The organism is Agathobaculum sp., from assembly GCF_050946325.1.
Classification (GTDB): Bacteria; Bacillota; Clostridia; order Oscillospirales; family Butyricicoccaceae; genus Agathobaculum.
In genome coordinates, this window is sequence record NZ_JBMNUP010000012.1 from 1 (window position 1) to 26850 (window position 26850).

The 26850-nt window shown below is 52.7% G+C and carries 24 protein-coding genes; 1 reads left to right on the forward strand and 23 read right to left on the reverse strand.

Annotated features, from left to right (window positions below):
• From gatB to ACOYIE_RS02365, 22 genes are all read right to left on the reverse strand, one after another.
• The coding region (gene gatB / locus ACOYIE_RS02260; RefSeq protein ID WP_433410429.1) for an Asp-tRNA(Asn)/Glu-tRNA(Gln) amidotransferase subunit GatB at positions 1-1161 on the reverse strand (1161 nt) is incomplete at its 3' end.
• A 15-nt stretch (positions 1162-1176) separates the two neighbouring features.
• Positions 1177-2646 (reverse strand): Asp-tRNA(Asn)/Glu-tRNA(Gln) amidotransferase subunit GatA, encoded by a 1470-nt coding sequence (gatA, locus tag ACOYIE_RS02265; protein ID WP_031475447.1) that lies wholly within the window; start codon positions 2644-2646, stop codon positions 1177-1179.
• Between the two features lie 15 nt (positions 2647-2661).
• On the reverse strand, positions 2662-2949 hold the full coding sequence (gatC, locus tag ACOYIE_RS02270) for an Asp-tRNA(Asn)/Glu-tRNA(Gln) amidotransferase subunit GatC (RefSeq protein WP_031475449.1): 288 nt from the start codon (positions 2947-2949) through the stop codon (positions 2662-2664).
• Position 2950: 1 nt separating this feature from the next.
• Complete coding sequence (ligA, locus tag ACOYIE_RS02275; protein WP_433410431.1) at positions 2951-4939, reverse strand: NAD-dependent DNA ligase LigA; 1989 nt, start codon at positions 4937-4939, stop codon at positions 2951-2953.
• A 65-nt stretch (positions 4940-5004) separates the two neighbouring features.
• Positions 5005-5658, reverse strand: coding sequence for a sporulation protein YunB (gene yunB / locus ACOYIE_RS02280; RefSeq protein ID WP_433410433.1), 654 nt, complete (start codon positions 5656-5658; stop codon positions 5005-5007).
• 127 nt (positions 5659-5785) lie between these two features.
• Positions 5786-6388 (reverse strand): alpha/beta hydrolase, encoded by a 603-nt coding sequence (locus ACOYIE_RS02285; protein ID WP_433410435.1) that lies wholly within the window; start codon positions 6386-6388, stop codon positions 5786-5788.
• Positions 6389-6456: 68 nt separating this feature from the next.
• A complete protein-coding gene (locus ACOYIE_RS02290) occupies positions 6457-6630 on the reverse strand; it encodes a hypothetical protein (RefSeq protein WP_433410437.1) in 174 nt (57 codons plus the stop codon).
• A gap of 117 nt (positions 6631-6747) precedes the next feature.
• Positions 6748-8682 carry a bifunctional 4-hydroxy-3-methylbut-2-enyl diphosphate reductase/30S ribosomal protein S1 gene (locus tag ACOYIE_RS02295; protein ID WP_433410439.1) on the reverse strand — a complete coding sequence of 645 codons (1935 nt, stop codon included), beginning with the start codon at positions 8680-8682 and terminating at the stop codon, positions 6748-6750.
• On the reverse strand, positions 8679-9263 hold the full coding sequence (locus ACOYIE_RS02300) for a lysophospholipid acyltransferase family protein (protein ID WP_433410440.1): 585 nt from the start codon (positions 9261-9263) through the stop codon (positions 8679-8681). Before ACOYIE_RS02300 ends, ACOYIE_RS02295 begins: the two co-directional genes overlap by 4 nt.
• Before the next feature lie 4 nt (positions 9264-9267).
• A complete protein-coding gene (gene cmk / locus ACOYIE_RS02305) occupies positions 9268-9942 on the reverse strand; it encodes a (d)CMP kinase (RefSeq protein ID WP_433410442.1) in 675 nt (224 codons plus the stop codon).
• On the reverse strand, positions 9942-11171 hold the full coding sequence (locus ACOYIE_RS02310) for an NAD(P)/FAD-dependent oxidoreductase (RefSeq protein WP_433410444.1): 1230 nt from the start codon (positions 11169-11171) through the stop codon (positions 9942-9944). The genes cmk and ACOYIE_RS02310 overlap by 1 nt, the downstream gene beginning before the upstream one ends.
• The gene (locus tag ACOYIE_RS02315) at positions 11168-12037 is read right to left on the reverse strand and encodes a MurR/RpiR family transcriptional regulator (RefSeq protein ID WP_433410445.1); all 870 of its coding nucleotides are present in this window, start codon (positions 12035-12037) and stop codon (positions 11168-11170) included. Before ACOYIE_RS02315 ends, ACOYIE_RS02310 begins: the two co-directional genes overlap by 4 nt.
• A 296-nt stretch (positions 12038-12333) precedes the next feature.
• Positions 12334-13314 carry an alpha-ketoacid dehydrogenase subunit beta gene (locus tag ACOYIE_RS02320; protein WP_433410446.1) on the reverse strand — a complete coding sequence of 327 codons (981 nt, stop codon included), beginning with the start codon at positions 13312-13314 and terminating at the stop codon, positions 12334-12336.
• Between the two features lie 21 nt (positions 13315-13335).
• Positions 13336-14301 (reverse strand): thiamine pyrophosphate-dependent dehydrogenase E1 component subunit alpha, encoded by a 966-nt coding sequence (locus tag ACOYIE_RS02325; protein ID WP_433410448.1) that lies wholly within the window; start codon positions 14299-14301, stop codon positions 13336-13338.
• Positions 14302-14314: 13 nt separating this feature from the next.
• Positions 14315-16699 carry a glycyl radical protein gene (locus tag ACOYIE_RS02330; protein ID WP_433410450.1) on the reverse strand — a complete coding sequence of 795 codons (2385 nt, stop codon included), beginning with the start codon at positions 16697-16699 and terminating at the stop codon, positions 14315-14317.
• Between the two features lie 20 nt (positions 16700-16719).
• Positions 16720-18045 carry a neutral/alkaline non-lysosomal ceramidase N-terminal domain-containing protein gene (locus ACOYIE_RS02335; protein WP_433410452.1) on the reverse strand — a complete coding sequence of 442 codons (1326 nt, stop codon included), beginning with the start codon at positions 18043-18045 and terminating at the stop codon, positions 16720-16722.
• A gap of 4 nt (positions 18046-18049) precedes the next feature.
• On the reverse strand, positions 18050-18442 hold the full coding sequence (locus ACOYIE_RS02340; RefSeq protein WP_433410454.1) for a RidA family protein: 393 nt from the start codon (positions 18440-18442) through the stop codon (positions 18050-18052).
• 21 nt (positions 18443-18463) lie between these two features.
• A complete protein-coding gene (locus ACOYIE_RS02345) occupies positions 18464-19762 on the reverse strand; it encodes a TRAP transporter large permease (protein ID WP_433410455.1) in 1299 nt (432 codons plus the stop codon).
• Positions 19759-20274 (reverse strand): TRAP transporter small permease, encoded by a 516-nt coding sequence (locus ACOYIE_RS02350; RefSeq protein ID WP_433410457.1) that lies wholly within the window; start codon positions 20272-20274, stop codon positions 19759-19761. Before ACOYIE_RS02350 ends, ACOYIE_RS02345 begins: the two co-directional genes overlap by 4 nt.
• Positions 20275-20385: 111 nt before the next feature.
• The gene (locus ACOYIE_RS02355) at positions 20386-21465 is read right to left on the reverse strand and encodes a TRAP transporter substrate-binding protein (protein ID WP_433410459.1); all 1080 of its coding nucleotides are present in this window, start codon (positions 21463-21465) and stop codon (positions 20386-20388) included.
• A gap of 105 nt (positions 21466-21570) precedes the next feature.
• The gene (locus tag ACOYIE_RS02360; protein WP_433410461.1) at positions 21571-22482 is read right to left on the reverse strand and encodes a glycyl-radical enzyme activating protein; all 912 of its coding nucleotides are present in this window, start codon (positions 22480-22482) and stop codon (positions 21571-21573) included.
• Positions 22483-22496: 14 nt separating this feature from the next.
• On the reverse strand, positions 22497-23441 hold the full coding sequence (locus ACOYIE_RS02365; RefSeq protein WP_433410463.1) for a carbohydrate kinase family protein: 945 nt from the start codon (positions 23439-23441) through the stop codon (positions 22497-22499).
• A 389-nt stretch (positions 23442-23830) separates the two neighbouring features.
• Here ACOYIE_RS02365 and ACOYIE_RS02370 point away from each other — a divergent pair, with 389 nt between their 5' ends.
• Entirely contained in the window at positions 23831-24604 is a 774-nt protein-coding gene (locus ACOYIE_RS02370; protein WP_433410465.1) for a DeoR/GlpR family DNA-binding transcription regulator, read from the forward strand.
• Positions 24605-25232: 628 nt separating this feature from the next.
• On the opposite strand, the gene ACOYIE_RS02375 is transcribed toward ACOYIE_RS02370, so the two are convergent.
• Positions 25233-26850, reverse strand: a 1618-nt coding sequence (locus ACOYIE_RS02375; RefSeq protein WP_433410467.1) for a hypothetical protein, incomplete at its 5' end; no start/stop codon positions are given.

Consider the following 26850-nt stretch of genomic DNA (forward strand, 5'->3'; position numbering starts at 1 on the left):
TTTGCCTGCTGCGCCCGAAATCGTACCGGCCTCGATCAAACGGATCAGATCGACCAGCTTATCCGCTGTCAGCTTAGTGTCCGGCAGTTCTACTGCCTTGTCGTTCAGATACTTGGAAATATCCGACAGAATCCAGTTCGCTGCCGCCTTGGGCTTGACCTGCTTGGCCGCCGCATCCAGCAGCTCGGCCTTGGCAAAGCTGTCCGAAATCAGGCGTGCTTCCATCGCCGTCATGCCATATTCGTTCAGATACCGCTCATAACGCGAGATTGGCAGCTCCGGAATTTCACTTTCGATCTGCTGCATCCACTCATCCGAAATTTCGACCGCGATCAGGTCCGGATCGGGGAAATACCGGTAATCCTGCGCATCCTCCTTGGTGCGCATGACCGTGTTCTTGAGCTTCACATCATCCCAGCGGCGGGTCTCCTGCTGGATCTCACCGCCGGCCTCGACCACCTCGATCTGGCGGTTGATCTCGTAATCGATCGCACGCACCGCACCCGAGAAGGTGTTGATGTTCTTCATCTCCACACGGGTACCCAGCTCTTCCGAACCCTCCGGGCGGATGGATACGTTGACGTCGCACCGGATCGAACCTTCCTCCATCTTGCAGTCGCAGATATCCAGATAGGACAGCGTGGTCTTGATCATTTCGAGGAATTCCTTCGCTTCCGCCGAGGAATGCAGATCAGGCTTGGTGACCATTTCAATCAGCGGTACGCCGCAGCGGTTAAAGTCCACAACCGTGCCGTCGATCTCGTCGTGCAGCAGCTTGCCCGCATCCTCTTCAAAGTGGATGCGTTCCAAACGGCAGGACTTCTTTTCGCCGTCAACATAGAAGAACACTTCGCCGTTTTCGCAGATCGGCACATCAAACTGCGAAATCTGGTACGCCTTGGGCAGATCCGGATAAAAGTAGTTTTTGCGGTCCGCCTTGCAGAGCTGGTTGACCGTGCAGCCGGTCGCCTTGCCCATCTTGGCTGCATAGTGGACGACCTGCTTATTCAGCACGGGTAGTGCGCCCGGCATACCGGTGCAGACCGGGCAGGTATGGGTATTGATCGGCGCGCCGAACGAGGTCGAGCACGAGCAGTAAATTTTGCTTTTGGTAGAAAGCTCCGCGTGCACCTCAAGGCCGATGACAGCTTCGTATTTCATTTGTCGTTTCCTCCTTTACAGTGCCGCGATGATATTTTTCAGACCGGATGCCTGCTCAAAGGCCAAACCGGCGTTCAGCAGGGTCTGCTCGCCGAAGCGCGGGCCGATGAGCTGCATACCGATCGGCATTTTGTTCTGATCGAAGCCGCAGGGCTGCACCAGACCCGGCAGACCCGCGATGTTGACCGATACCGTGCAGATATCGCCGGCATACATTTCAAGCGGGTTGGTCGTTTTGGCGCCGATCTCATACGCGGTGGTCGGCGCGACCGGGGTGAGGATTACATCGCACTTTTCAAAGGCAGCGGCAAACTCTTCACGGATCTTGCGCTGTGCCGCACGCGCTTTTTTATAATAGGCATCATAATAGCCGGAAGACAGCACATAGGTGCCCAGCATGATGCGGCGCTGCACCTCTGCACCGAAGCCTTCCGAGCGGGATTTGGTATACAGTGCGATCAGATCATCGCCTGCATTCGGCGTACGGTAGCCGTATTTTACACCGTCAAACCGCGCCAGATTGGACGATGCCTCAGCAGAGGACAGGATGTAATACACCGGCAGTGCATATTCAACCAGCGGCAGCGAGATTTCAAATACCTCAGCGCCGAGATTTTTGTAGGTTTCCGCAGCAGCAAGCACATGCTCGCGCACCTCATCCGAAATACCGGCGCCGAAATACTCCTTCGGCAGACCGATCTTCATGCCCTTGATGTCGGCGTTCAGGTTAGCGCGAGTCGAGCCTGCAAACGGTGCCTGCACCGAGGTCGAATCATGCAGCGGGTCATGGCCGGTGATCGCGTCAAACAGCATCGCCGTATCCTCGACCGAACGGCCAAACGGACCGATCTGGTCAAGCGACGACGCAAAGGCGATCAGGCCGTAGCGGGATACCGCGCCGTACGTCGGCTTAAGGCCGACCACGCCGCAGAACGATGCCGGCTGGCGGATCGATCCGCCGGTATCCGAGCCAAGCGACAGCGGGACTTCGCCCGATGCCACGACCGCCGCCGAGCCGCCGGACGAGCCGCCCGGAACACGGTTCAGGCCGTGCGGGTTGTGTGTCGGATGAACAGCGGAGTTTTCACAGGAAGAACCCATTGCAAACTCATCCATATTCGCCTTGCCGGTCATAACGATATCATGCGCTGCCAGCTTGTCCATCACTGTGGCGTTATACGGCGGCTTGAAATTATGCAGGATCTTGGAAGCGCAAGTGGTCAGCGTACCCTTGGTGCAAATGTTGTCCTTAATTGCAACCGGAATACCGGCCAGTGCGGACAGTTCCTCCCCGGCGGCGCGCTTCCGGTCCACCGCTTCCGCCTGCGCCAGCGCAGCTTCTTCAGTGACGGTTACATAACCCTGCACCTTGTCTTCCACTGCTGCGGTGCGGGCGAAAACGTCCTTCGCCAGCTCGACCGCTGAAATTTCCTTGCTTGCCAGCAGAGCGGACAGCTCGGCCGCTGTTTTTTCGTAAAGTGCCATATTCTGTCCCTCCTCTTATTCGACCACGCGCGGAACGGCAACGCCGCCCGCCTGAAAATCCGGTGCGTTCGGCTCGATCAGCTCATCCGGGGTATATTCCTGAATGACCTCATCCTCGTGGAACGCGTTCTTGCGCTCGGTGTTAATCACGTCGGTGATGTCGCCCAAGTCCAGTTCGGCCAGCTTGTCCACCATGCCGACGATACCCTGCATGTCGTCCGCCAGACGGTCAAAGATACCGCCTGTCGAGTCCAGACGCGCAAGGGATGCGATGTGTTCAATTTCTTTTCTCGAAATTGCCATGTCAAGATTCCTCCTGCTCTATCATTTTTTTGAATTCTTCTTCTGTTAAAACCGGAATGCCCAGTTCCGCCGCTTTTTGCAGCTTGCTGCCTGCGTTTTCTCCGGCTACGACATAGCTCGTTTTTTTGGAAACCGAGCCGGACGCCTTGCCGCCAAGCGATTCGATCAGATCGTTGATCTCCTTGCGGGTATAAAGCGTCAGGCTGCCCGTAGCCACAATGGTCTTGCCTGCCAGCAGATCGCTTTTCGCGGTTTTTTCTCCGATAAAATTAACGCCTGCCGCACGCAGTTTTTCAATGAGCACCTGCGACTGCTCAAGCGCACGCCACGCGGCGATACTTTCCGCAGTGGTCTGCCCGATATCGCGGATGGCGGTCATCTCCTCCACCGGCGCGGCCAACAGCGCATCCAGACTGCCGAAATGGTCGCTCAGCACCCTGCCCGCTTTTTGACCGACGTGCCGGATCCCGAAGGCGAACAGCAGCCGAGACAGGTCACGCGTTTTGCTTGCCTCGATGCCGCGCAGCAGGTTGTTCGCCCATGTATCCACCTTTTTGCCGAGCGGTAACAACTGCTCAACCGTCAGGTCATACAGGTCGGCGGCGGATTTCACCAGTCCCGCATCAATCAGCTTTTGCAGGTTGCCTTCGCCGCAGCCGTCGATATCCATGGCGTCGCGCGAAGCAAAATGCATCAGGTTGCGCAGCAGCTGTGCAGGGCAGGCCGCACCGGTGCAGCGGATCGCCGCTTCCTCTTCATCGTTAAACACCGGCGCGCCGCACACCGGACAAAACGCCGGCATTTCATAGGGCTGCGTCTGCGCGGGACGCTTGTCTTCCACAACCCCGATGATTTCGGGGATGATCTCGCCCGCCTTGCGGACGGATACCGTATCGCCGATGCGCACATCCAGCTGGCGGATAAAATCGCGGTTATGCAGTGTTGCGCGGGAAACCGTTGTGCCCGCCAGCCGCACCGGTTCGAGTACGGCGTTCGGCGTCAGCACGCCCGTCCGTCCGACCGAGATCACAATATCCCGAAGCAGGGTCTGCTTAACCTCGGGCGGGTATTTATATGCCGCCGCCCACCGCGGAAACTTAGCCGTTGAGCCGAGCACGCTGCGCTGCGCAAAGGAATTGACCTTGACGACTGCGCCGTCGATATCAAAATCCAGCTCACCGCGCGTTTCACCCATTTGCTCAATCTCACGCTGCACCTCCATCGGCGCAGCATAAACCGGATACCGCGGACTGACCGGAAAACCCAGCCGTTTGAGATAGTCCAGCGCCGCCGTATGGCTTTCCAACGTCAGCTCATCCGTATTCTGAATATTAAAACAGAAAATCGAAAGCTTGCGCGCCTTGGTGATTCGGCTGTCCTTTTGCCGCAGCGAACCCGCCGCCGCATTGCGCGGATTGGCGAGCAGCGGCTTTTCATGCAGCTCGAGTTCCCGGTTGAGCGCCTCAAATACGGATCGTTTCATATAAACTTCACCGCGCACGATCAGGTGCGGCGGTGCGTTTTCGAGCCTTTGCGGGATTTCCCTGATGGTTTTCAGGTTGGCGGTCACATCCTCGCCCACCTGACCGTCGCCGCGCGTGGCGCCGCGCACAAATACGCCGTCCACATATTCCAGCGCAACCGAAAGGCCGTCGATCTTATACTCAACTACATATTCTGCCTGCCCGACCGCACCCTCTACACGGGTATAAAACTCTGTCAGCTCGTCAAAGGAAAACACATCCTGCAGGCTTTCCAGCGGATACGCATGCTGCACCTTGGCAAACCGGCCGGAAGCGCTGCCGCCAACCCGCTGTGTTGGGGAATTCTCATCCGCCAGCTCGGGATGTTCAGCCTCCAGCGCACGCAGTTCGCGCTGCATCATGTCGTATTCGTAATCCGAAATTTCCGGTGCATCTTCATTATAATATTTTTCATTGTGATACCGCAGCTTTTCACGCAATGCGGTGATCTGCCCGAAGGCATCCATGCAAGCACCCCTTCACATTCCAATACAGAATATAGTATACCAAATTTTTTCCCTGTTCGGAAGTATTATTTTCCGTTTTCCGAGGAATTATCATAATCGCTGATCTCGCCCAGCAAGTCCCCGCTCAGCTCATCGATTTGCATATAGCGTTCCGGCACTGTGCCGACGATCACCGTATCCGTTACCGGAAAACGGGTCACGATCTCGCGGTCCTCCGCGCCGAGCGGCGTTAAAATGCGGAAGCCCGCATGTATCTCGATGATAATGTTGTGGCGGGTCTGGTTGATGCCGGCGGCAGAAAATGCGCTGATGAATTCCGCCTCCATCTGCGTCAAACCTGCCATGCCGATATCCACGCTCGGCCCCATGCCGCTGAAGTAATGCGGTGCGAACACCGTACCAAGCGGCACTTCGACCGTGGTATGTTCGAGATCCTCCAGCCGCTCGAACAGTCCGTTGACAAGCTGCGCCTTAATCCGTCCGATTGCCAGCACATCGGTGCGCAGCGCGGTCACATGATTCTCGCTATCCCGCTCCAGTATAACCATGTCGGCGTAGGTGCCGGGGTCGGAAAACACCAGCTCCTGCATCAGGTTGTTGATTTCCTGCAGGGCACTGTCCTCGCACACATTGGCGGCATATTCCAGAAAGATCCGCTGCATCCGCGCGGTGAGCATCAGCCCCGCAATTGCCGCGGCCGCCATAGCAAACAGCAGCAACACAACCCTTCCTTGTTTGCGATACCTGCGCCGCCGCATCTGCACACCTCCTTTCCGGGGTCAGTATACGCCGAATCAAGAGAAAAAAGAAGCGCCCTGTCCGGCGCTTCTCTGCATTTGTCATATATCACTCTGCGGATTTTCCCAGCCAATCATCCAAAAACTGCAGCTGTTTTTCTGTATGGAACCAATGTTCCCCGCCCTGCATAACTGTCAGCTTGGCAGAAAATTTTTCAGCAAAAGCGAAAATCGTCTCCTGGGAAGTCAGGTGATCCCGCTCCCCATGCAGAATGCTGGTCGGCACATCCCAGCGGATTGGATGCGAGCGCACATAGCGCAAATAATCCCACGAGAGTATTTCTCCGAAATCGGTCGTGATTTCCCGCTGTTTTTCCAGTTGTTCTTCACTGACGCCAGCCCAGTCCATCATATCCCCGATCAGCCGCTCCATATCCACCACCGGCGAAATCAAAAACGCTCTGTCTATACGCTTTTGATCCAGTGCGGATAACGCAAAAAATGCCCCGATGCTGTTGGCGATCATCCAAACCACATCATAGATCTTACGGTATGTATCCACAAAACGCGGGAACTCTTCCGCGGCCTGCCACGGATTTTGTGCCTGATACGCAAAGCCGATCACATCTGCATCCGGAAAAAGCGGCTGATACCGCGCTGCCTCAGCCGCACTGCCGCCCCTGCCATGTATATAAATTACCAGTTTTTTCATATTCCACTCCTTCTGACCACTGTGCATTTATCATACCGGCCAATGACTTTGATATCCCTGCCGCGCGGTCAGTTATCTTTCCGAAACAGCAGCACCACGCCGATGATGCCGGCCACCAGTCCGCCCCACAGTGACACGGTACCCAAACCTTCAACGATCGGCACCCATGGGTCAATTTCAGAAAACCAGAGCAGCAGCATGCCAAACAATATCATTCCGATACCTTGCAGTTGCTTTTTCATAGTGCATCCTTCTTTCTATCCCCTATCACTGTATTTGATGCCTTATTATATCATAGCAGATGGCATTTTACCACAAAAAAGAAGCACCCATCAAGGTGCTTCTTCGTTATGCAGGAATTATTCCTCGTCGTACTCGTCGTCGCCGAGGAGCAGCGCACGGATCGACAGGGAAACCTTCTTCTTTTCATCGTTGATGTCGATGATCTTGGCCTCAACCTGCTGACCAACCTCAAGTACATCCTCGGGCTTGGCGATGCGGTGATCCGCAATCTGAGAAATATGAATCAGGCCGTCCACGCCCGGAACGATCTCTGCGAACGCGCCGAACGGCATGAACTTGAGGATCTTAACCTCAGCCACAGAGCCGATGTCGTACTTGGACTTGAACACGTTCCACGGATTGTCCTCCTCGCGCTTGTAGCCGAGGGAGATCTTCTTGTTTTCCTTGTCCAGTCCGATTACAAACACCTTGACCTTGTCGCCAACAGCAACAACCTCGGACGGGTGCTTGATGCGGCCCCAGCTCAGCTCAGAGATGTGAACCATGCCGTCCACGCCGCCGATGTCAACAAACGCGCCATAGGAGGTCAGCGACTTGACCGTGCCCTCGTACTCGTTGCCAATCTCGATGGTGCCCCAAATCTGCTCTGCGGCAGCCTTGCGGGCTTCCTGCTGAATCTGGCGGATAGAACCGACTACGCGCTTGCGCTGACGGTTGATCTCCGTGATATAGAAGGACTGCTTGGTCTTGACCAGCTGGTTCATCGGCTGATCCTTCGGCACGCCGGTCTGGCTGGCCGGAATGAAGACGCGTACGCCGAACGCAGTTGCAACCACGCCGCCGCGGTTCTCTTCAATGATAACGCCTTCCACAGCGGTGTGCTCCTCGTAAGCCTTCTCAACCGTCTCCCAGCCCTTGAGCTGATCTACGCGCTTCTTGGACAGGGTAACCGTACCCTCACCGTCGTTTACGCGGACAACAACCGCTTCGATTTCATCGCCAGGATGTACATTGGCGGCAACATCAAAGTTGGGGTCGTCAGACAGCTCGCTCAGCGGGATATACGCAGTGTGCTTAACGCCGAGGTCGACCTGTACATCGGTCGTGGAAACTGCTACTACGGTGCCGGTGACTTTCTCTCCTGTATTTAAAGTCTTGAAGGACTCTTCCAGCATTGCTGCAAAGTCCTCGCCATTTTCAATCTTGGTTTCTTCGCTCATCATGTTACTGACCTCCTTAATTATCCATGCCGGTGTCGATGCTCCTGCCGTGATCCCGACGCGCCCATTCCGTCTGAGCTCCTGCGTAGTAAGCTCAGCGACATCCTCGATATAAAGCACATTGTTACACAGCGAACGACTGATTTCATACAGCCGTTTTGTGTTGGAACTCTTTTTGTCGCCGATCACGATCATTTGATCCGACTTTCCGGCAAGCAGACGAGCCTCCGACTGGCGCTCATCCGTCGCTTTACATATTGTATCAAAAATTTTGAGGTTTGTACACCTTTTTTTTATCAAACCGACGGAAATATTCCAAACTGCTCTGTTGACTGTCGTCTGCGCCACCACAGAGACCGGTTTATCTGCCGGTTCCAGTTGCTCTGCAAAGATTCTGGCCTGCTCTTCATTCTCCAAAACAACAGATTCACCGCACCAGCCCTGTATGCCGAGCACTTCGGGATGGTTTTGACTGCCAAAAATAACAATCAGCCGCCCAGCCTCACTTTGCTCATTCACAATACTGTGTATTTTATGGACAAAGGGACAGGTCGCATCAAACACCTCGCAGCCCTTACTCTCCAGCGTACGATAGACAGCGCGCGGCACACCATGCGCACGAATCAGCACCCTGGCCCCGTCCGGTATCTCATCCAAGGTGTTTGCGGTACATACGCCCTGTTTTTCCAGGCGCGCAATCTCATGGGCGTTATGGATGATTTCCCCATATGCATAAATCTTCCCATGTTTTTCAGCCTGCTGCTCCGCCAGATCGACTGCACGGCGCACACCGAAGCAAAATCCGGCTGTATCCGCTACAGTAACGCTCATACCTGCTCCTTCAGGGCGTAAATACGGCGCAGGATGTCATCCGCTATCACCGCATAATCCTTTTCCGCCGGATCCGGCCGGAACGGCTCACCGATCACGACCGTCGCCTTGCAGCGGAAGCCCTTGTTTTCCGTGATGTACATCGGCAGGATGGGCGCACGGGACTTAACCGCCAGCATCGCTGCACCCTTTTTGGTCTCTCCTTCGGCTGCGCCGCGCGTACCCTGCGGGAAAATAATCAGCTTCTGCCCCGCCTTTACGCTGCCCAGCGCGGTTTTGATCGCTGTGATATCCGCCCCTTCCCGGTCGATCGGAAACGCGCCCAGCGCCGCGATCAGCCAGGCAAAAGCTTTTTTGCGGAACAGCTCTTTTTTCGCCATCAGGCGCAGCGGCGTGCGGTGGGTCAGAGCGACTGCCGCAAACGGCGGATCGGAAAGCTGCACATGGTTCGGGCAGACCACACAGCCGCCCTCCGGAATATTTTCCCGTCCGATGACCTTATAGCCGAAATAAATATGAAAGGCCAGCGCCACAAACGGCACGGCAATCCACTGAAACCAGCGGTGATATTTGAACTTCATTTGTTTACTCCTCTGTTTTTTCCTGTATGATGCGCAGCACGGCCTGGATGCTCTCCTCCAGCGTCAGCGCACTCGTGTCCAGCAGCACCGCGTCCTCCGCTTGCCGCAGCGGAGCGATCGCACGGGTCATATCCTGCCGGTCCCGCTCCGCGATATCAGCCGCCACCTGCTCCCGCGTCACGTCCTGTCCTTTTTCACGCAGCTCCAGATAGCGCCGCTCCGCACGCGCCTCCACCGAGGCGGTCAAAAAAATCTTGACCTGTGCCTGCGGCAGAATCACCGTGCCGATATCGCGGCCATCCATCAGGATATTGCCGTTTTCCGCCATGCCGCGCTGCACATCGAGCAGAAACTGCCGCACCGCCGGCACCGCCGACACCTTAGACGCATATCGCGCAATTTCCGGGGTGCGGATCGCTTCCGATACATCCTCACCGTTCAGCAGAACATGCTGCGCGCCATTTTGATAGGTGATTGCAAGGCGGATCTCCGGCAAAACTGCAAGGATTCCCGCCGTATCCCCCTCCTCAATGCCGCGGCGGCAAACGGCCAGCCCGATTGCCCGATACATCGCGCCGGTATCCACATATACATAGCCCAGCCGTGCTGCCGCCGCGCGCGCTACCGTGGATTTTCCCGCGCCCGAAGGCCCGTCTATCGCTACTGCAATATAGCCCATTACTTTTCCTCCCGCTGCGCTGCCGACAAGCCGGCCAATCGGCCGGTCGCCCACGCGATCTGTAAATTAAAGCCGCCCGTGTAGGCATCCACGTCCAGCACCTCGCCTGCAAAATACAGGCCCGTGCATTTTTTCGACTCCATCGTTTTGGGGCTGACTTCACGCACATTGACTCCCCCGGTGGTTACGATTGCCTCTGCGATGGGACGCTTGCCTGAAACAACCACCAAAAAGTGCTTGAGCGTGTGCAGCAGCGCCGCCCGCTGCGCCTTGGTGATCCCGTTGACCTTGGCGTGCGGGTCAATCTCGGAATACCGCACCACCACCGGGATGAGCTTGCGCGGCAGCAGATCGCCCAGCGCATTGATAAAATCGCTGTTTTTGTGCTTGTCAAAATCCGACAGCAACCGCTTATCCAGCGTTTTTTCGTCCAGCGCAGGCTTGAGATCGATTTCCAGATGATATGCCCTGCTTCCGAAGTGCCGCATGTGCGCAGATGCGGACAGAATCAGCGGTCCGGACACACCGAAATGCGTAAACAGCATTTCACCAAAATCCGACCACAGCTTTTTATTATCCTCAAACACGGTAACCTGCACATTGCGCAGGCTCAGTCCCATCAGCTCTTCACAGCCGCCGGGCGTGACCAGCGGCACAAGCGATGGATTGGGCGGTACGACCGTATGCCCCGCTGTTTTGGCAAAGCGGTAGCCGTCCCCGGTGGAACCGGTCTGCGGATAGGAGGCGCCGCCCGTTGCTACAATCACGCGATCCGCATAAGAAACCGCTCCGCCTGCCTGCACGCCGCATACGCGGCCGTCCCGTATCACCAGCTCCTGCACGGTCTCCCGTTTTATGATAACACCGCTGCGTTTGATCCATGTAAAAAGTGCGTCAATGATATCCGCAGCGTGATCCGATACCGGAAATACGCGGTTGCCGCGCTCGGTTTTGAGAGGCACGCCGTGGCTCTCAAAAAACGCCATCACATCGGCCGGAGCAAAGCAGCCCAGCGCGGAATACAAAAAACGCGGATTGACCGGTACGTTCTGAAGAACCGTCGGTATATCGCAGTTATTGCACACATTGCACCGGCCCTTGCCTGTGATAAACAGCTTTCGCCCCACCTTTTCGTTTGTTTCAAACAGGGTCACATGCGCGCCGTTTTCCGCCGCCGTTCCCGCTGCCATCAATCCTGCCGCGCCACCGCCGACTACAATGATATTCACGTTCCTTCATCCTCCGCCTTTTCATACACATCATACTCTTCCCAGATGCGCTCAAGCGAATTGAAGGTCTGCTCGATCTCACCCCTTCGGCTCATGCCAATCGCAACAATCAAAGCGTTGGCAACGGACAACGGCGCAACCAGCGAGTCCACAAAGCTGGCCATATCGCTATGTGCCAGAAGCACATGGTCTGCCGCACGCGCCAGCGGAGAAAGCTGTGAGTCGGTCAGCGCAATAACGCGCGCCCCTCTGTCTCCCGCATATTTCATAGCACTCAGCGTGCGTTTGGAATAACGCGGAAAACTGATGCCAAAAAACACATCCTCTTCACCAATACGCAAAATCTGTTCAAAAATTTCGCTGACACTGTTGGTATGAAGCAGTATCACATTATCGAACAGCAGATTAAAATAAAATCCCAAAAAGTTCGCCAGCGCACTGGAGGAGCGCACACCAAGAATATAAATACGCCGCGCGCCTGTCAGTGCATCTACCGCGCCTTGAAATGCATCACGATCTATGCTATCCAGTGTCATGCGTATCATATCCATATCCGCATGCAATACGGTTTGCAGCACATCGCGCCCACCCATGCGGTCCTTTGATACCTCAATCCGCTGTACAGAGGTCAGTTTATTGCGAATCATCTCCTGCAAAGCGCGCTGCAAATGTGGATACCCCTCATAGCCGAGTTCAGATGCAAAGCGAACTACCGTTGATTCGCTCACTCCCACCGTCGCACCCAAACGGCTTGCCGTCAGGAACGCCGCCTTATCGTAGTGTTCCAAAATATAGCGTGCAATTTGCTTCTGCCCCTTCGAAAATCTGGGCAGTTCACTTTGAATCTTGCTAATCAAATCATTCATGATACACTCCTGCATTTCCTCATGCATTTTCCGTCTCTATTCTAAGCGGTTTTGCAAAAAAATGCAAGAAGTTTTGCATCAATCCTGCAAAACTTCCCTTTATATATTAGAATAGCATATTTTATGCTTTTTGTCATTATCGTTTTCTAACGTAATGTGTATTGCACTGCCTTTATTTACTGTCAAATACTCCGATTTACATTTATTCGTGTTTTTCTCTTTATTGAACAGAAAACCCACCCTCATATGGGTGGGTTCTGCAACGGAGCACAAGACCCTATGCTCCTTATTCGTTTTTATTCCCGAACCAGCGTAGCAGCCGCCTGCGCAATGCGATCCACATCAGGATAGTAACGCGCTTCTGCTGCCGGCGCAAACGGAACCGGCAGATCCGGAGATGCCAGGCGCACCGGTGCAGCCTTGAGAGAAGAGAAGCCCTTCTCGCTGACGATTGCACAAATTTCGCTGCCAAATCCGCCAGTCAGCGGCGATTCACATACCGTCATCAGACGGCCGGTCTTGTGAACGGACGTCAGGATCAGTTCCTCATCCAGCGGCTTGATTGTACGCGGGTCAACAACCTCCGCTTCAATTCCCTGCTCATGCAGTTTTTCCGCTGCACGCAGAGCGCGGTGTACCATCCAGCCTGTCGCCACAATCGTCAAATCGCTGCCTTCGCGCTTGATATCGCCCTTGCCAAGCGGAATGGTGTAAGAGCCTTCCGGTACCTCACCCTTCAGAGTCTTATAAAGGTGCTTCTGCTCCAGGTAAAGAACCGTGTTGTCGCTCTGAATGGACGAGAGCAGCAAGCCCTTCGCATCTGCCGGCGTGGACGGCATAACGATCGACAGGCCCGGCGCATTCAGGAACCAGCTCTCGGGGCTCTGCGAGTGATTAAACGAGTAGCCGCCGCCGCCGCCATAGGGGGAGCGTACCGTAAGCGGCATACGCGCATCTTCACCCAGTACATAGCGCAGTTTCGCTGCCTGGTTAATCAGCTGGTCAGCCGCTACCGGCAGAAAGTCTGCATACATGATTTCTGCAACCGGACGCTTGCCCAGCAGCGATGCGCCCACAGAAGAACCAAGAATCGCAATCTCCGAAATCGGCGTATCCATAACGCGTTCCGGACCAAATTCCTCCAGCAGCCCCTGCGTTACGCCGTAGCAGCCGCCATATGCTCCAATATCCTCACCGATCAGATAAACTTGATCGTCCGCGCACAGCGCCTGACGAAGTCCATCCTTAATTGCCTCAAGATAGGTCATTTCAGCCATAATAAACCTCCGTTCCGCTTATCAGCAAATCATCTGCCGTTCACTCAGCAGCGTCTCAACATCAGGATCCGGCGCGCAGCACGCTTCAGCAAACGCTGCATCCACCTTATCCAGTACACGCTGTCTCAGTGCATCCACCTCTTCCTGCGAAGCAAAGCCCGCAGCGGTAATGTACCCTTCCAGCTTGCGAATCGGACAATCCTGCAGCCAGCGAATCACTTCGTTCTTGGTACGATATACATTCTTATCGTTACCCGAGTGGCCGGACAGACGATAGGTGCGGCACTCTACCAGAGCCGGACCCTTGCCAGCGCGGGTATCCTCAACCGCACGGCTAACGGTCTCATACACATCCAATACGTCGTTGCCGTTTGCAACATATCCTGGGAAGCCATAGGCCTTCGCGCGGTCCGCCAGAATGGTGGTCGGGATAATGTTCGCAGTCGGCGTGGACCATGCGTAACGATTGTTTTTGACAACGAATACGATCGGAAGATTAAATACAGCCGCAAAGTTCATTGCTTCATGTACTGCGCCCTCATTGCTCGCGCCATCGCCAAACATATTCAGCGTAACCAGGCCGTTTCCGTCCTTCTTGTTTGCCAGTGCTGCGCCAATCGCAATTGCAGTGGATGCGCCAAGAATCGGGTTTGCCGGCAGGATATGCTTCTCCAGGCTGCCTACATGCAGCACACGAGTTCTGCCATTGGTAGCGCCGCAGGCCTTTGCATACAGCATGCCTGCAATATCAATCGGCTCAAAGCCGCGCTCAAACAGGCAGCCCAGATCTCGATATGAGGCCGAGATGTAATCGCCTTCACCCAGCGCTGCCGCAACGCCAACCGCAGTCGCTTCTTCACCTACGCTGGTATGAATACTACCGCTGATTTTCTTTTCCTTATTCAAGCGCTCGGTCGTTTCCTCAAAATATCGAGTCTGGACCATCTTCTCAAACAGGTGCAGCAGCTTTTCTCTTGTCATTTCCATACTTCCACACTCCTTATACATCGCCAAATTCAGTTCGGACGATAATCTGATTTTGTACTTCCCTGCTCAACTCGGTATAGAACGCGCTATAACCTGCAACGCGCACAACCAAGTCACGATACTGCTCCGGATGCTCCTGCGCATCAATCAAAGTCTGCCGGTCAATTACATTGAACTGCACCTGCGCACCCTTGATCTCACAGTAACCACGCAGCAGGGCGGTAAACTTTGCAACACCTTCAGGCGTCTCCAAAACGGTCGGGTTGAACTTCTGGTTGTAGATTACACCCTTCATAATGCGGGTATGATCCAGTGCCGCTACAGAGCGCATGGCCGCTGTCGGTCCCTTAACGTCTCGTCCCGGCGCTGGCGAAATACCCTCAGCAAGCGGCGTTCCTGCATTGCGGCCGTCCGGTGTAGCAGCTACATTTTTACCGAAAGAAATATTCGCTGTAATCGCCGTCAAGCCGGCGACAAAATGTCCGCCTCGTGAATTCTTATGTTTTGCCAGCTCATCAAGGAAGAGATCCACGCCAATTCGGGCCAAATGGTCTGCATACGGATCATCATTGCCATAGCGCGGAGGCTCTTCCTGCAGCATATGCTGCAGCTCCTCTTCGCCAGCAAAATCATTGGCCAGCGCTAAACGCAGCCGCTTGGCATCCACACGTTTCTTGTCATACACCAGATAGCGAATTGCCGACAAGCCGTCTGCCAGATTGGCTACGCCTACGCCGCCAGGACAGGTAAAGTTATATTTTGCACCGCCCTGTGTGACGCACTTGCCAGCCTCAATGCAGCTGTTAAACAGCGAGGATACAAAGGGGATCGGAATCATGCGGCTATGCACCAAATCAATCACATTATTCTCAGTGACCAAATGGCGTGTGAAGAATTCCATCTGCTTACGCAGCGCTTCAAAGAATTCTTCAAATGTCGCAAAGTCTTCCAAATAACCAGTCTTGGGACCAACCTGTTTATGGGTCATCTGGCATTCGCCGTTGTGAATAGCCAGTTCAAGCACCTTGGCCAGACAGAAATAACCGCCGTTGGAACGCATCCACATTTCCACAACCGTATTTTCTACGCAGCCAATCGGCGCATAATTACGCGCTTCTTTCAGCGGAATCCCATAAGACACCAGCGACGCAATGCCAATATCTTCATTAAATACAACCGGATGTCCCGTGCCCATACGCAGATTTTCGCACAGTGTACGCAAAAACTTCTCATCTGTATTGGTATTGATGCGCACAGAGAAGTTCGGCTCATACAGGCGGCAATGGCGATGCGCTTCAAAGCACATATACGTCAGATCGTTTGATGCATCCTGTCCATATTCATCCGTACCGCCTACAATGATATTCTGTCCCATCGGGAAGCCCGAAGTAACCTGCGCCGAGGCCAGATTATACAGCTTTACCATTTCTGCGAACTTCAGCCAGAAGCAATCCAGCTCTTCCTGCAGATCTTCCCATGCACGTCCCTGCGCAAGTTCTTCTCGAACAAACGGATACGCAAACTGGTCCAGACGGCCGATCGTAATGGCAACGCCATCCGTCTCAAGCTGCGGCGCCAGATGCAGGAACCAGATGCACTGTAGCGCTTCCTGGAAATTGCGCGCCGGATGCTCCGGAACGCGGCGGCAGGTCTTCGCAATTCTCAGCAGCTCCTGACGTCGTTTCTCATCCTTTTGCTCCTGAGCCTGCCGTTCCGCTTCATCTGCATACCGGTTTGCCCATGCAATCACCGCACGCAGCGTAATCAGCTGCGCCCGATAGAAAATGTCTTTATCCAGGTTTGCTGTTGCAGTCAAATCAAGGGCAGCCCGCGCTTTTTCAATTCGCTCAATTACCGCGCTGAGGCCTTCGTGCAGAATCCGCTCATGCGGCAGCAGCACATGTCCAAAACCGGTCTCCTCGTGCGCGGTGATCGAAAACACACCGCTCTCCAAGCGCGCCTTGCGCGTTTCTTCCGGCATCGCAGCGAAAATGTTATCGCGCAGGCTCTGGGTACGCCAGTACGGAAGAATCCCTCTAATCGACTCCTTGACCTCATCCGTAATATCGAACCGGTCATATGCGCGCGTCGACAGGTCATCCAGCTCGCGTTCCAGCCATGTAATATCCATTTCCGGATAGACCGGCGCGCTGCGCCGCATGCTTCCCAAGTGGCCAACCGTCAGTTCGCCTTCCAAAATGGGAGTGCTCACGCCACGCAGGATTTTGTCCATCGCCATAGCGCGCCGCAGCATAACCGGCTGACCAACGGTTTCCTGATAAGACTCCGTAATCAGCAACGCTCGCTCAGCGCATACCTTCGGCGAAGACTGGAATACCTCCGTTCGCAGCTTTTGTACGCGCGGTGTTGCATCACATCGTAAAGACTGAATTTCCATTCTGTTTCACCTCCACGTTATTATCCCGCAGTCAGGCGCGCATGCACATGCTTGATCAGTTCTTCTCCGGCATGCTCGCTCAACTTGCTGGAAAATGCGGCTTGCGCCTCATATCCGCCGTTATGATACGCTTTTTCTGTGATCATATAACCATCATAGCCATTTGTCAGCGTAGAAACCAGCGTAATCTCACCCGGGCACATTTTCTTAAGCGCTACACCAATCTCGCAGAACACTTCGCACGGTACCGCAACAATGTCAACCGGTCCAATCCGCATCAGCTGGATCTCCAGCCGCGCGATCTTCTCCTCCTTCTGCATCTGCTGCAGGCGGAAAATTTCCTTGGCTGTGATCTGCTCCTTAAGCGGCACATCGTCCTGCTTCAGGATCTCTTCTGCCCATGACAGTTCAGATTCTCTCGGCGCACGAAGATCTGCGTCAAAGCCATCGCACGAAACCGCTATACGCGGCGCAGACATGGGCGTAGCCTTGCACAGGCCCAGCGCCATCTGCGCTGCAAGCACCTTACTAAACTTTGCACAATGCTCCTGACCCAGTGGATCGAAATAGCGCGAACGAGACGCAACAGCCTCCGGGTCCATTACATTGAGATGGTTGATATCACCCGCTGCACCTGTCAATACCAGCACAGGGAAATCTCCCTGGAACATGCTGTTCAGTTCTCTCTCCACATAAGTCGGATAGTCTGACGAGTACTCCTTACCCGTTACAATGTCGCAATGGCAAGAGAAATTGCTGATTACCGCGATATACTGATCGCTCTCATCCTTCACGCCGATCACACCGATATCCGGATCGATCTCACCTTCGATTTCCCGAATCGTATCAACAGGCGTTTCGTCCTCCAGACCGCCAATAATAACCGTGCCGTCCTTCAAAATCACGCGGCGGTTGAACGAAATGCTGTCCTCCCGCGCCATTCCGTAAGTGAGCTTCGCCGGTTTCATTGCGGCGTGCGCTCCAACAATTGCGCCTGCAACCGCGCGTACAAAAAATTCCATATACGCGGGATCCGGCACCGTGTTGAAAATCGGCACAGTTGCCATTGCAGTATGCGTGTGTGTCGCACAAATCAAAATGTTTTCCGGCTGGATTCCGCAGCCTTCATACGCAAACTGGCGGATTCGCGCAACTGTCGCTTCATCCACAGCAAGCACATCGCAGGTTACAAGCGCAACCGTTTCATCTGCTTCGATCACGACCGCACGGGCATATAGCTCTTCCTTTTTTCCGGTGGTATAGCGATCTGTTCTGCAGCCCGCTAAAGGAAGTCCAATTGGACCCGTAATAACAGTACGCATCGCGCCGGCTTTGATCTGGTTCATTCCTTCATCCCTTTCCCGATGTATCCAATGCAGCGATAACATCCACTTCAAGCAGCATATCCGGCAAGCCAAGGCGGCTGACCTCAACTAATGTACTTGCAGGCCGCGCACCTGCAAACCATCTTTCTCGCGATCGAGCAACCGCTGCCCTGTCTTCAATATTCTGCAAATAAACCGTCATCTTCAGAACGTCTGCGAAATCTGCACCATGGGCTGATAAGATTTCTTTAATAATTGCAAATACGGCATCCGCCTGTTTTCCTGCATCCTGCCCGCCAACAACCTGATGGGCTTCATCCAGCGGAGCCACGCCTGCAAGATACAGCGTATCTCCATGCTGCACAGCTTCTGCATATAACGGATGGCCTTCGCCTGGTCTATCATATCGTTTTACCATACGCATTCACGCTCCCTTTTTCTATAACAGCACCTTGGGCAAGAAGGTAACAAGCGGCGGCACCAGCCAACACAGAAGAACAACAAGCATCATAATGGCAACAAACGGCCATATCGCGCTGACAATTTCATCAAACGAAATCTTTGCAATTTTTGCATTAACAAAAAGCAGAACGCCAACAGGGGGAGTAATGCCGCCAACCAGAACCGCGATAACCATCGTAACACCAAACCAAATCGGATCAAAACCAAGGCTGACCGCGATGTTATGGAACGCCGGAGCGAACATAACCAGAATCGGTGTGCCGTCCATGAAGAAGCCCATAACAAAGTAGAACAGAATCATGATCAGGAACAGAATCCGTCCGTTATCCGTCAGCGAGGTGAGTGCACCCAGAACCAGCTTGGGGAAGTTCATCATCGTGAGCATGTTGCCGAAAGTCGTTGCCGTTGCAAGCAGGAACAGTACCATGCCGCAGCTCTTGGCCGCATCCAGCAATACTTTGCCAATCTCGCCTACGCGGAGGGTCTTAAATACGAACAGGCTCATAATCATGCTGTACGCCGCTGCAACAACGCCAGCCTCAGTTGCAGTAAACTTACCAGTGGTAATACCAACCATGATAATCAGCGGAACAACCAGAACGAGGATAGCCTTTTTGAAGTTGCGCCACACATTGCCGATCGAAAAACGCTTCTTTTCGATATTGCCCTGCGCATCCCGCTTATGGGTAAACACTTTGTCATACATGACGTATGCATAAATCATCTGGAATACGCCAAGAATGATGCCAGGAAGCATGCCGCCGAAGAACATACCCGCAACAGATACGCCGGTCAGCGAGCTGTACAGAATGAACATGATGCTCGGCGGAATGATCGGGCCGATCGACGACGAAGCCGCCGTAATCGCCGCGGTAAACTTCTTATCATATCCTTCCTTTTCCATCGCAGGAACCAGCATCGCGCCAATGGAAGCGGAGTCAGCGGTTGAGCTGCCCGAAATGCCTGCAAAGAACATACTTGCAAGAACGTTTACATGGGCCAGACCGCCTTTAATGTGTCCAACCAGGCTGTCTGCAAAGCCAACCAGACGCTCTGTTAGATTGCCGCTGTTCATAATCGCGCCAGTCAGGATGTAAAAAGGAATTGCAAGAATTGTGAAGGAGTCCAGACCGCCGAACATTTTGGTAATCAGCATCGTCATAGGGATATCCTCAATAAACATCATCACAAGAGAGGATACGCCGATAGAGAACGAGATCGGAACGCCAATCAGCAGCAGCACAATGAAGATACCAAACATCAACAGTATGTTCATGCTTCTCCCTCCTTCTGAATCAGCTCTTTGCCGGCGAACGCCCTAATTGATGTTTTCAGGTCAACTGCCAATACAATCAGCTTTTCAATAATCATAACCACAGCGCCAACAGGCATTGCAGCATATGCGTAGGTGATCGGCAGGCCCAGCGCCGGAGATATCTGTACCATATTATCCACGGCAACTTCCAGACCAAACCGGAACATTACCACTAAGAACATCAGAATAATCAAGTCGCCAATTACGGATGCAAAGTACTGCAGTTTAACTGGCAGACGCTTATATACATATTCAAAAATAATCTCGTCGCGCTCTCTAATTGCAATCGAATTCGTCAACATAACCATATAAATCATGGAATAGCGGCTGACTTCCATGCTCCACGAAACCGCCTCAAAGCCAGGGATCAAACGCGATGCAACACCAATCAAAGTTGAAATACAAAGTATTGCATAAAGCAGCATAATGATGATCTCTACGCACTTTCGCATACCGTTAAGTACTACTTTCATGCACCCTCCTCCTTTCGAAAGCCCATCGGGAGCCGGCGCGAAGCGTATTTCGCGCCGGCCTCCGTTTTTTCTTCGGGGATCCTTTTTGTCTTTATCTACGATGCCTATGCCTTACTTATCTACTTCCACCGCGATCATCTTGTCATACAGAGCCTTAACATCGTCGCCAAGAGACTGTGCGTAATCCGCAGTGTACGTTGACAGAGAATCCTTAAACTTCTGCTTTTCCTCATCAGGCAGCTCAATGATCTCTACGCCCTGCTCTGCCAGCTGGTCCAGCACCTCTTCCTCAGAAGCAGCAGCCATTTCGTTGGCCCAGGCTACCTGTTCCCAAGCAACCTCATTTACGATTTCCTTCAGGTCGTCCGGCAGCTTATCAAACGCAGTCTTGGACATTACCATGATGGTCTGTACGCGGATCAGATCATACTTGGTCAGATACTTGGCCTGCTCGTACCACTTCTGCAGGTTGATGCTCTGCGCATCGCCGCCCGCAGCGTCTACAACGCCGGTCTGCAGTGCAGTATAAACCTCGCTGAATGCGGTCGGGGAGGGAGAACCGCCCATCGCGCGGAACATATCAATAAAGAACGGCGTTTCCAGCGTGCGCTTGCGCAGGCCCTGGAAATCTTCAAAAGTACGAATCGGCTTTTTGGAAACCAGCTGACGGGTGCCCATATAATACGGGAAAAGCGGCTGCATCTCTGCATCACGCAGCATCGTGGTAACATCATCCCAAACTTCACGCAGAACAGCTTCGCCGTGTTCCGGGCTGTCATACAGGTATGGACCGTTTGTCAGGATCTCCATAACCGGAGCATATACCGAAGCGTCGCCCGAGCCGCCGGCCATCATATCCACGGCGCCCTGCATCATCGCCTCAGCAATCTCACGCGCCGAGCCAATGGAAGAATCATAAAAACGTTCAAACTTGATGCGGCCCTCCGTCCGTTCCTCAACCGCATCCATAAAATGCTCTGCAACAACATTTTTCGGATGCTCAACCGAGTTGATATCTGCATACTTCAGAACGATTTCGGACGCTGCATCGCCCCCATCACTCGTCCCTGCATCCGGCGTCTGCTGATCGTCCGGCTTTTCATCCTTACCTCCACCGCACGCGGCCATGGTCAGCACCATAGTAGCTGCCGTAAACATCGCTAATAACTTCTTCATTGTAGTTTTTTTCATGATGTCATCTCCTTTTCGTGCTTTTTCCCAGTTCTTTCTCAATCCCTTTTATTTTATATATTTTTTATTTTCTAATCCAATTCCCTCCTCTTTCTGCATTTTCTATTACATTTTCTTAATTATGGTATGTGGGAAGATCTTTCTCATTTCCGATGTACGCGCTTCCAGCGCATCGTCCGTCGGCGTCTCAAACGCGGCGCCTCCATACTGCAATCCCAACATTTCATATTTCCGTATGCCCAGTTTATGATACGGAAGCAGCTCCAGCCGCTCTACCTTATTTTCCTTGGCGATCCGTGCAATTTCCAACAGCGTGTCCAGATCGTCATTGCAGCCTACAATCACAGGCGTGCGAAGAATAATCCGCGCGCCATGCGACGCAAGGCGGCTAATATTATCCAAGATCCGCGCATTGCTTTGGCCAGTCAATTCCTGATGTTTTACCGGATCCGTATGTTTGATATCAAACATAAACTGATCGATATATTTCCGCAGCAGGTCAAATGCCTGCCAATCGACCTGTCCGCAAGTCTCAATCGCTGTGTGAATAAAGTGTTCCTTTGCGCCTGTCAGCAGCGCATAAGAAAAATCAGGCTGTAATAAGCATTCTCCGCCGCTGAGGGTTACACCACCGCCCGACTTGCGATAGAATGCAACATCTCGTTTCACCTGGGCAAGCACTTCGCTTGCAGACATATATGCGCCGCACAGGCTGCGCGCTCCGTTCGGACAGGCTGAAACGCATTTACCACAACCTGTACACACGGTCCGATCCATATACAGTTTTCCATCCCGCACTTCCAGCGCGCCATTGGGACACGCCGCCACACATCGTCCGCAGGCGCTGCATAGCTGGTCATTATACTTTATTTTTGGACCCTGTGACATATTTTCCGGATTGCAGCACCACAGGCATCGCAGGGCACATCCCTGCATAAAGACCGTCGTCCGAATACCGTCGCCATCATGCACGCAAAATCGCTGAATATTAGATACCCATCCATAAACCTCCGCCATTCTGCTCCGCCCCCTTATCCTTCAAGCGCCTGTGCATCCGGCATGGCTGCAATTGCCCCCTTACCGGATACGGTATATGCCGACGCCTTTGCAGCCAGCATGCCTGCATGGCATACACTGTCTCGGTCCAACTCCAAACCGTTCTGTTCTAATGCATACAAAAAGGCGCCCATGTAAGAATCGCCTGCGCCAGTAGTATCTACCACCGGACGGTCATGGCAGGCAGGAATGTGCAGCGGCAGTTGATCCTTCAAGAAAATCACCGAGCCGGCCGCACCATCTGTTAAAACCAGCATCTTCAGCGTCTTGCTTGCCTGCACAAACTGCACACACGCTTCATTGTCCGCGCAGCCGTCTGTAATAAATGTCAACTCTTCCCGATTCACTTTAAGAATATCTACATATTCCAATACCCGATCGATTTCATTACGGGCCTCTTTCTCACTTGGCCATGCGCTTGCACGGTAGTTGAGGTCCAGCGCCACCAAGGCGCCGGTTCGCCGTGCAGCCTTGATTGCATAAAGCGCCGTGCTGCGAAGCGGCTCTTCCGTCAGCGTCAAAGTGCTGAAATAGAATATATCCGCCTGCACAATGGCCTGTTGGTCCATTTCTTCCGGCCGTAAATTTACGCACGCTCCGCCTTTGCGGTAAAATAAGTACGATGGTATGCCATCCTCATCTAATGTGACATACGCCACCGTTGTGCGGCGCTCATCATCAAATACCACGGCATGCGTGTCCACTCCATTTTGTTCCAAATAGCGCAGCAGATATTTTCCGAATCCATCTCTGCCTAATTTCCCCATAAAAACAGGCTTTCCACCCAGCCGCTGGATCTGTGCAGCAACATTGGCAGCCGCACCGCCTGCAAAACGAGTAAACGATTGAACCGTTTCCAAAGAACCCCTTTCTTCGGCAACCATATCAATCATCAGCTCTCCAAAACATACTATGGACACTCTATGCACATCCCTTCCCAAACGGTTTGAATGCTTTTCTGAATAGGTTTATTTCAGTTCTCTTTTCCCTTATGCCGTTATAATATCACATATTACGAACCAATTCAAACCTATTTTTCCGAATTCGGAAATTTCAGCACTTTTCTCAAAAAGCTTCTAAGAATTTTATGCACTCCCACATGTACAATTTATAGTTGCACAATTTTTACTGCAATTTATATGCAATCGCACAGTATTCCCTATCTTTCTAAAATAAGGCTTGCTTTTTTTCCATTCTTTTACTATAATTAAGTTTGTAAAAGTTCATTTTTGTTTGTTTTGGAGTTATTTTTGAAAACACCTCCCTCCAAGAACAAACCATATAAAATAATAAAGGAGGTCATGTATACATGTTACTGCCACAGCGAATGGAAATTATCACTCAAGAGCTCGAAAAGAATGGTTGTGTATATGTACGCGACATTGCAAAAAAAATTGGCGTAACAGAGAAAACCATACGACAAGATTTAATCCGCATGGAGCAAATGGGTATTCTCGACCGCGTGCATGGCGGCGCAGTGCAAAAAAAAGAAGACCTAATCTTCCCTATTGCCCCGCGCAAGCACAGCCAGCTTACCGAAAAACGCAAAATCGCTCTGCATGCACTCTCACTCATTCAGGACGGTGATATTATCTTTTTTGATGCAGGCAGCACCTGCCTTGAACTTGTGCGTCTCATTGAAAATCAACAAATCATTGCCCTAACCAACGACCCATACATCATGAATGAACTTCTGCCTAAGCATTCCGTTTCTCTCTATATGATTGGCGGCCGGTTGTTACGTGAGGAAAACAGTCTTTTATTTGGTGGGCCTAGCACTCTTGACAGCATCCTCCAATATAAAACAACAAAGTGTTTTCTGGGGGCTAGCGCAGTCAGCCCGACCGCAGGATTGATGACCTTTTCTCGCGAGCAAGCCGAAATCAAGCGAACAATTATTTCCTGCTCCTCTAATGTAATCTGCTTGGCTGATTATACCAAATTCGGGAAAATGGCATTCATTAGCTATGCAGATTTGTCTTCTGTCGATCACATTATCACAGATGACCAGATCACACCAGAAATTTTACAGCAATTTCCAAACATTAATATCAGTATTGCAAATGAAGATATCTCCAATTAACCAAACACCCAGTTTCCAACCCCAGTTATAAACAGTTTTAACAAAATCCCCCTAAAGGAGCATGCCCTTTAGGGGGATTTTTATGAGGTAAACTATATTTTATTGTGCTCGCAGAAGCATATCAGAATATAGAGAATCTTCCGCGCGAGTTGTGCTACGCCTATATACAAACGTTACCGAGTTTTTATTGTAACAAGGTCTTCCACATTTACCCGCTATATCACGAGACCTCTATGCCGCCCTCGTATCTGTCCAACTTAGCGGGCTTGTTTACGCCATAGTCTTTGTATTAACATCACTATGCAGAATCTCTACTATCTGCCTATGGTGATCGAATCATTGAGAGCAAACCTTTCAATTAGCATGCCCATTTATAATTGGTTCGTACAAATAGAGCGTTAAAAATTTGGGATGTTCCGATGAGAATGTTGACGAAAGTGCGTATTACGGAGATATTATTTACTGGAAGCACTTGAAAGAATTCAGCAATAGAAAGTCGTCACGATTATGCCACAGATCATGGCCGTATTACGCACAAAAGCAGTCTTGATAATGTCGTTCATCTGGCTGCATTCGATGACTAACACCCCCACCTCCTTCCGGCCCCTATCAGAAACCCAGCGCAGCATCATTTCACCGATTGTATCTCGCGCAGCATGATACTGCCGGACGGCTGTTCAAACGCCAGCTCTATTTGCCTGATCTGTTCCAAATCCACGCCGGTAAAATCTTTCGGATTCAACCGAACCGTTCCCAAAGGCGTGAATGTGCTGTACTGAAGCCGTTCCTCCTGCCCGGCGAGGGGAATTCTTTCCACCGTACCTGCTTGCCAGGTGAGGGCAGGTGTGCCCGCCTCAACCTGCACGGAGGCGCTCCGCCCCGCTGCATCCCGCAGCGTCACGATCATGCTTTGAGCCTGCTGCCGGTTGCGTTCATCACTACTGTCCTGTGCCAGGTCAATTTGCACATAGGATGCCTGCCTTAAATCTGCCGATACCGGGATGGCGACGGCTGCTCCGGCTTTTTCCCAGCGCACGCGCGTCAGGTCATATTGCATAAAGTTGCCCGGAATACGGAACGCGCCCGCCGTGTGGTTCAATGTGCTGCAAGCGTTTACGGATTCCACCGTAGCATCTGTCGTTTGCAGCGCCACAACAGAATCCGGCGCGGCCCGATACAACACCTCGCCGCCGGTATCTACCCGCGCCATGATGGGAAAGCCGACGTATTGTTCCGGCAATACAGCAGCATTCTCCAACGGTGTTTTCCCTTTTTCCAGCACACTTTTGACAAAATCCTTAACATAAGCGCTGAAAAATGCCTGCTGTGCCTCCGGTTGCATTACCAGCGGCAGCGAATCCGCGTCTGCAAAGGGGTCAGGACGCACCAAGGCCGTGCTGAATCCACTATGATTGGCGTTTTTCAGATAGATAAGCTCGGTCCCGCTGCTGCGCTGCGGCGTGTTTTCCAATTGGTCAAACAAAGTACCGCCATCCAGGCTTTTTACATCCCCGTCATACTGAGGAATGATAATGCCAACCGGCACATCCGCAGGAGCACCGGACAACGGACTTACAATGGCCGGTGCCGCCGAAATCAGCCCCCGAACCTCCAGCACATCCGTTTTGCTCGTTACTTCAAACACATCATGGCCTGCGCGGGAATGGCCTGCCAGAATCACTTGATGCAAATCGCCCTTATTTTTCAGACTGCAGGGAAAGACCCCCTCTTTTCCTTCTATTGCCTGTTTTAAAAGCGCGCTTTGCTGCTCTACTATCTGCACCGTGCGTTGGCAGCCGTTCGGTTCGCCGTTTTCAAAAGAGTAGTTCATGCCCACGTTCATCGAAAGTGCCAGATATCCGGCATCTGCCAGTTGGTTGACCAAATAGGAAAAGCCCAAATCATAACGATTTTCTGCGGCAGAACGAATGGGATGAGAGCCGTGCAGGATAATCACAACCGGACGATTCTCCCCCTCCGGTACGCCGATAATCCCCTGCATTCGGTAGGGGATTTCACGGGCGCCCTGTTTGAGTTTTCCTTCTCCCAAGTCATAGCAATATACGTTATCGCGCGGCACTTCGGTGGTAACAATTGCGCTATTGGTGGCACCGTCCCAATCCGCTGTGATGCCTTTTACATAGTCAAACAACTCCGCCGACACATAGGTAGCACCTTTTTTCACTACCATTTGCGCATCGGTCCAGAGAACGGCATTTTCGCATGTCAGCGCACCGGTTGTAAGA

Coding starts and splice junctions, on each gene's coding strand:
- ACOYIE_RS02290 (WP_433410437.1), bottom strand. CDS start 6,630: ATGAAAAAGCAACTGCAAGGTATCGGAATGATATTGTTTGGCATGCTG.
- ACOYIE_RS02335 (WP_433410452.1), bottom strand. CDS start 18,045: ATGAACCAGATCAAAGCCGGCGCGATGCGTACTGTTATTACGGGTCCA.
- cmk (WP_433410442.1), bottom strand. CDS start 9,942: ATGGGCTATATTGCAGTAGCGATAGACGGGCCTTCGGGCGCGGGAAAA.
- ACOYIE_RS02345 (WP_433410455.1), bottom strand. CDS start 19,762: ATGAACATACTGTTGATGTTTGGTATCTTCATTGTGCTGCTGCTGATT.
- ACOYIE_RS02340 (WP_433410454.1), bottom strand. CDS start 18,442: ATGGTAAAACGATATGATAGACCAGGCGAAGGCCATCCGTTATATGCA.
- ACOYIE_RS02315 (WP_433410445.1), bottom strand. CDS start 12,037: ATGAATGATTTGATTAGCAAGATTCAAAGTGAACTGCCCAGATTTTCG.
- ACOYIE_RS02295 (WP_433410439.1), bottom strand. CDS start 8,682: ATGAGCGTTACTGTAGCGGATACAGCCGGATTTTGCTTCGGTGTGCGC.
- ACOYIE_RS02300 (WP_433410440.1), bottom strand. CDS start 9,263: ATGAAGTTCAAATATCACCGCTGGTTTCAGTGGATTGCCGTGCCGTTT.
- gatA (WP_031475447.1), bottom strand. CDS start 2,646: ATGGCACTTTACGAAAAAACAGCGGCCGAGCTGTCCGCTCTGCTGGCA.
- ACOYIE_RS02355 (WP_433410459.1), bottom strand. CDS start 21,465: ATGAAAAAAACTACAATGAAGAAGTTATTAGCGATGTTTACGGCAGCT.
- ACOYIE_RS02350 (WP_433410457.1), bottom strand. CDS start 20,274: ATGAAAGTAGTACTTAACGGTATGCGAAAGTGCGTAGAGATCATCATT.
- ACOYIE_RS02330 (WP_433410450.1), bottom strand. CDS start 16,699: ATGGAAATTCAGTCTTTACGATGTGATGCAACACCGCGCGTACAAAAG.
- ACOYIE_RS02325 (WP_433410448.1), bottom strand. CDS start 14,301: ATGGAAATGACAAGAGAAAAGCTGCTGCACCTGTTTGAGAAGATGGTC.
- ACOYIE_RS02320 (WP_433410446.1), bottom strand. CDS start 13,314: ATGGCTGAAATGACCTATCTTGAGGCAATTAAGGATGGACTTCGTCAG.
- ACOYIE_RS02285 (WP_433410435.1), bottom strand. CDS start 6,388: ATGAAAAAACTGGTAATTTATATACATGGCAGGGGCGGCAGTGCGGCT.
- gatC (WP_031475449.1), bottom strand. CDS start 2,949: ATGGCAATTTCGAGAAAAGAAATTGAACACATCGCATCCCTTGCGCGT.
- ligA (WP_433410431.1), bottom strand. CDS start 4,939: ATGGATGCCTTCGGGCAGATCACCGCATTGCGTGAAAAGCTGCGGTAT.
- ACOYIE_RS02370 (WP_433410465.1), top strand. CDS start 23,831: ATGTTACTGCCACAGCGAATGGAAATTATCACTCAAGAGCTCGAAAAG.
- ACOYIE_RS02360 (WP_433410461.1), bottom strand. CDS start 22,482: ATGGCGGAGGTTTATGGATGGGTATCTAATATTCAGCGATTTTGCGTG.